4 protein-coding genes and 1 pseudogene are annotated in these 4,636 nt (G+C 72.9%); 4 read left to right on the top strand and 1 reads right to left on the bottom strand.

The annotated features are described in order from the left end of the window. From GKQ77_RS28070 to GKQ77_RS28055, 4 genes and pseudogenes are all read left to right on the top strand, one after another. Positions 1 to 1,119, top strand: a 1,119-nt coding sequence (locus GKQ77_RS28070; protein WP_219691724.1) for a DEAD/DEAH box helicase, incomplete at its 5' end; no start/stop codon positions are given. Positions 1,120 to 1,223: 104 nt separating this feature from the next. Next, the gene (locus GKQ77_RS28065; RefSeq protein WP_219691723.1) at positions 1,224 to 1,511 is read left to right on the top strand and encodes an SCO5918 family protein; all 288 of its coding nucleotides are present in this window, start codon (positions 1,224 to 1,226) and stop codon (positions 1,509 to 1,511) included. Positions 1,512 to 1,810: 299 nt separating this feature from the next. Further along, positions 1,811 to 2,428, top strand: a pseudogene (locus GKQ77_RS28060) (SAM-dependent methyltransferase); the annotation flags it as partial. Further along, positions 2,420 to 2,935: a DinB family protein gene (locus GKQ77_RS28055; protein WP_219691726.1), complete on the top strand. Its 516-nt coding sequence runs from the start codon at positions 2,420 to 2,422 to the stop codon at positions 2,933 to 2,935. The pseudogene GKQ77_RS28060 and the gene GKQ77_RS28055, both read left to right, overlap by 9 nt. 49 nt (positions 2,936 to 2,984) lie before the next feature. On the opposite strand, the gene GKQ77_RS28050 is transcribed toward GKQ77_RS28055, so the two are convergent. Further along, positions 2,985 to 4,613, bottom strand: a complete 1,629-nt coding sequence (locus tag GKQ77_RS28050; protein ID WP_219691725.1) for an N-acyl-D-amino-acid deacylase family protein — start codon at positions 4,611 to 4,613, stop codon at positions 2,985 to 2,987. Positions 4,614 to 4,636 lie beyond the last annotated feature (23 nt).

Here is a 4,636-nt window from a genome sequence, read left to right as displayed (position 1 = left end):
CCCCTCGCCCTGGTCCTCGTACCCACCCGCGAGCTGGCGCAGCAGGTGACCGACGCGCTCACCCCGTACGCCAAGGCGGTGCGGCTGCGCATGGCCACCGTGGTCGGCGGCATGTCGATCGGACGGCAGGCCGGTGCGCTGCGCGCCGGAGCCGAGGTCGTCGTCGCCACGCCCGGACGGCTCAAGGACCTGATCGAGCGCCGCGACTGCCAGCTCGACGACGTCGCCATCACCGTCCTCGACGAGGCCGACCAGATGGCCGACATGGGCTTCCTGCCGCAGGTCACCGAGCTTCTCGACCAGGTGCAAACCGGTGGCCAGCGCATGCTGTTCTCGGCCACCCTGGACCGCAACGTCGACCTTCTGGTCCGTCGCTACCTCAACGACCCGGTCGTCCACTCGGTCGACCCCTCGGCGGGCGCGGTCACCACGATGGAGCACCACGTGCTGCACATCCACGGTGCCGACAAGTACGCGACCACGACGGAGATCGCCGCCCGCGACGGGCGAGTGATCCTCTTCCTCGACACCAAGCACGGCGTCGACCAGCTCACCACGCACCTGCTCAACAGCGGCGTGCGGGCCGCGGCGCTGCACGGCGGCAAGTCCCAGCCCCAGCGCACCCGCACGCTCGCTCAGTTCAAGTCCGGCCAGGTCACGGCGCTCGTCGCCACGAACGTCGCGGCGCGCGGCATCCACGTCGACGACCTCGACCTGGTCGTCAACGTGGACCCGCCGGCCGACCACAAGGACTACCTGCACCGCGGCGGCCGTACCGCCCGCGCCGGTGGCTCCGGCAGTGTCGTCACGCTGGTCACCTCGGCGCAGCGGCGCGACATGAGCCGCCTGATGATTGCCGCGGGCATCACCCCGGAGACGATTCAGGTGCGCTCCGGCGAGGCCGAGCTGACGCGCATCACCGGCGCCCGTACCCCCTCGGGGGTCCCGGTGACCATCGCCGCCCCGCCGAAGGAAGGCGCCCGGCGCGGCGGCTCCCCGGCCCGTGGCCGCCGCCCCCGCGACGGCCGCGCGCGCCGCGCCTACACCGCCCGCGCACAGGGCGACGGTGCGGCGCGGGGCGGAGCCTCGCAGGGGGCTTCGCAGAGCAGGGCCGCCTGAGCCCCGTCCGGCCCAGCCCGCTGTCCGGCCCAGCCCGCTGTCCGGTCCGGCCCGTCCGGCCCAGCCCGTCAGGTCTTCCCGCCCCTTCCCTTCTGTGAGGCACCATGCGCTGTGTCATCGCCCGCTTCCCCTTCGACCTGTTCAAGAGCGAGGTCGAGCAGGCCATGAAGGGCGTCAAGCCCGAACCCGTCACCGGTGAGTCCGTGATCATCGGCCGGCGCCACTACCCCGTCAAGCAGGTCGGGGAAGTGATCACGCGCCAGGACCGCCGTGACTTCTCGGCGCAGGAAGTGACCCGGGCGCTGACCGGCCTCGGCTTCACCTGCCGCGCCATGCCCGCGCCCGTCGCGCCGGAGCCGGCGGAGCCGGTCTGGCCGACGTCGGTCGTCTAGCAGCCCTCGAACGGCGCCCGATCGGTCCTCAAAGGACCGGTCGGGCGCCGTTCGCATGTCCGCGCGCGTTCCTTGCGGGCCGAAGAGGATGAGCAGCCCGTATGGGGCCGGGGGGCCGGTTCGAGAGGTTGCCGGAACCGCAAGATTGCGTGCCAGATCGTGGGGGGCCGAAGAAGACTGCGGGTGTTCCCGACAGCTGGACAGCTCGACAGCCCCGGCAACCCGGCAGCTCGATAGCCCCGGCAACCCGGCAACCCGGCAGCTCGATAGCCCCGGCAGCCCGACAGAAGGAGCCCCCGATGAACTCCACCAGCGCGGACACGTTCTGGGACGAGGTCTACGCGGCGAAGCCCGCGGCCACCGAGCCGCGGCCGAACGTACGGCTCGCCGAGACGGTCACCGGTCTGTCGCCCGGCGACGTGCTCGACCTCGGCTGCGGCGAGGGCGGCGACGCGCTGTGGCTCGCCCGCCAGGGGTGGCGCGTCACCGCCGTCGACGTCTCGGCCGTGGCGGTCGAACGGCTCACCGCGCTCGCCCGCGCCCACGGCCTGGACGACCGGATCACCGCCGAACGGCACGACCTGCCCGCGTCCTTCCCGCGCGGCGCGTTCGACCTCGTCAGCGCCCACTACCTCCAGACCCCCCTCGCGCTGGACAGGGCCGCCGTCCTGCGCAAGGCCGCGCACGCCCTGCGGCCGGGCGGGGCGCTTTTTGTCGTCGACCACGGCTCGACCGCTCCCTGGTCGTGGAACCAGGATCCCGGCGTGCGGTACGCGACGCCCCACGAGGTCGCCGCGGAGCTCGGCCTGGATCCGGCGGCGTGGACGGTCGAGCGGGCCGACGCGCCGCGCCGGACGGCGACCGGACCGGACGGGCGTACCGCCGAGGTCACCGACCACGTCCTGATCATCCGCCGCGCCCGGGACACCGGCCGCGCCCGGCCCGCACGCCGGGGTGACACCCCGCCGCCCAGGACCGGCGGCAGCGAGGCCGAGGTCCTGCGCGGCTTCCTCGACTACCTGCGGGAGTCGGTCGCGGCGAAGGTCGAGGGCGCGCCCGAACCGGCGGTCCGTACCGCCGCGGTGCCCTCGGGCACCCACCTGCTCGGGCTGCTGGGCCACCTCACCTCCGTGGAGCGCGCCACGTTCCTCGGGGAGCGGGTCGGTGACTGGCCCGCGACCTTCCGGGCCGCGCCCGGCGACAGCGTGGCCGACGTCGTCGCCCGTTACCGGCAGGCGGTCGCCGAGGCGAACGACGTGCTCGACGGGTGTACCGACCTAGGCGCGCCCCTGCCCCGCCCTCGGGCCAACGGCCCTGCGCCTAGCGTTCGTTGGGCGCTCACCCATCTGATCGAAGAGACCGGCCGGCACGCCGGTCACGCGGACATCCTGCGCGAACTGATCGACGGGGCGACCGGGCGCTGACGGTGGTCGCGGTGCCCGTGGTCGGCGCGGGTCTTCGCCGTGGGTGGGGTCAGGGTGTACGGCGTACGGCGCGTCCCGCGAGGACATCCGTGCGCCGACCGTCGCGCATCACGAACCGGCCGTCGATCAGGACGTGCGGGATGCCGGTGGGCAGCGTGCGGGGCGCCTCGAAGGTGGAGCCCGCCGCGACCGTCTCCGGGTCGAAGAGGACCAGGTCGGCGCGGTAGCCCTCGCGGACCAGGCCCCGGTCGGGGAGGCGGAGGCGGGCGGCGGGCCGCGAGGTGAGGTGGGCGACGGTCTCCTCGAGCGACATGACGCCCAACTCCCTCGCGTAACGCCCGAGATACTGCGGGAACGTGCCGTACGCGCGCGGGTGCGGCTTGAACCCTTGCAAGATGCCATCGCTGCCGCCGGTGTGCACGCGGTGACGCATGATCGCCCGTACGTTCTCCTCGTGGCCCACGTGCTGGAGGATCGTCGAGCCCAGCCTGTCGTCGATGAGCAGGCGGCGGGCGGTGACCCAGGGCTCCTCGCCGCGCGCGTCGGCGGACTGCTGGATCGTCTTGCCCACGCAGGACACGAGCCCCGGGTCGCTGACGCCGGAGATCTCGATCGTGTCCCACTCGATGGGCACGCCGTGGCAGCCGTCGGCGCCGATGACCTCCATGTGGTGGCGGATCCGCTCGGCGGTTCCCTCGTCCTTCAGGCGGGCGAGGATCGCGTCGGGTCCGCCTTCGCTCGCCCAGCTGGGCAGCATGGCGACGAGGGTCGTGCAGCCGGGGGTGTAGGGGTACGTGTCCAGGGTGATGTCGGCGCCCTGCGCGAGGGCGTCGTCAAGGAGGGCGAGGAGGTCCGGGGCCTTGCCCTTGTTCACGCCGAAGTTCATGGTGGCGTGCGCGAGGTGCAGGGGGCAGCGGGCGGTGCGGGTGAGGTTGACCATCTCCTCGTACGCCTGGAGGGCGCCCGCTCCGTAACTTCGGTGATGGGGGCAGTAGTAGCCCTTGTGGGCGGCCACGACCTCGCACAGCGCAGTGAGTTCGGAGTCGTCGGCGTACATGCCGGGGGTGTAGGTGAGGCCCGAGGACATGCCGACGGCGCCCTCGCGCATGCCGTCGGCGACGAGCTGCTTCATCCGGGCCAGCTCGGCGGGGGTGGCGGGCCGGTCGTCCCAGCCGACCGCGTACATCCTGACCGTGCCCTGGGGGATGAGGTAGGCGGCGTTCACCGCGATGCCTTGGCCGCCGTGGGCGGTGTCGAGGGCGTCCAGATAGCCGCCGACGGTGCGCCACGTGAAGTCGATGTCGGCGCCGTCGCCGTTCCAGCCGGTGATGGCCTGGCGGACCTGGGTGAGCGTGCGGTCGTCCACGGGGGCGTAGGAGAGGCCGTCCTGGCCGATGACCTCCAGGGTGACGCCCTGGGCGGTCTTCGCGGTGTGCGCCGGGTCGCGGAGCAGGGCGAGGTCGCTGTGGGCGTGCATGTCGATGAAACCGGGCGCTAGCGCTAGGCCTTGGGCGTCCAGGGTGTGTTGGTGCCCTGTCGGGCGGCGGTCGCGGTTGGCCGGGGTCTCGTCCTCCCTGTGGATGGTGGCGATCCTGCCCTTGTGTACGCCGATGTCGGCGCGGTAGGCGGGGTGGCCGGTGCCGTCTATCACTTGGGCGTCTTGGATCACCAGGTCCAGGTCCATGGTTGACCTTTCTTGGG

Source organism: Streptomyces anatolicus (genome assembly GCF_019400875.1).
GTDB classification, from domain to species: domain Bacteria; phylum Actinomycetota; class Actinomycetes; order Streptomycetales; family Streptomycetaceae; genus Streptomyces; species Streptomyces anatolicus.
Note: the sequence above shows the minus strand (reverse complement) of the source record. Positions and strands in the feature narration are given on the sequence as shown.

What these genes read in the sequence shown, in the direction of transcription:
- GKQ77_RS28065 (WP_219691723.1), top strand. Translation starts at nt 1,224, where the DNA reads ATGCGCTGTGTCATCGCCCGCTTCCCCTTCGACCTGTTCAAGAGCGAG.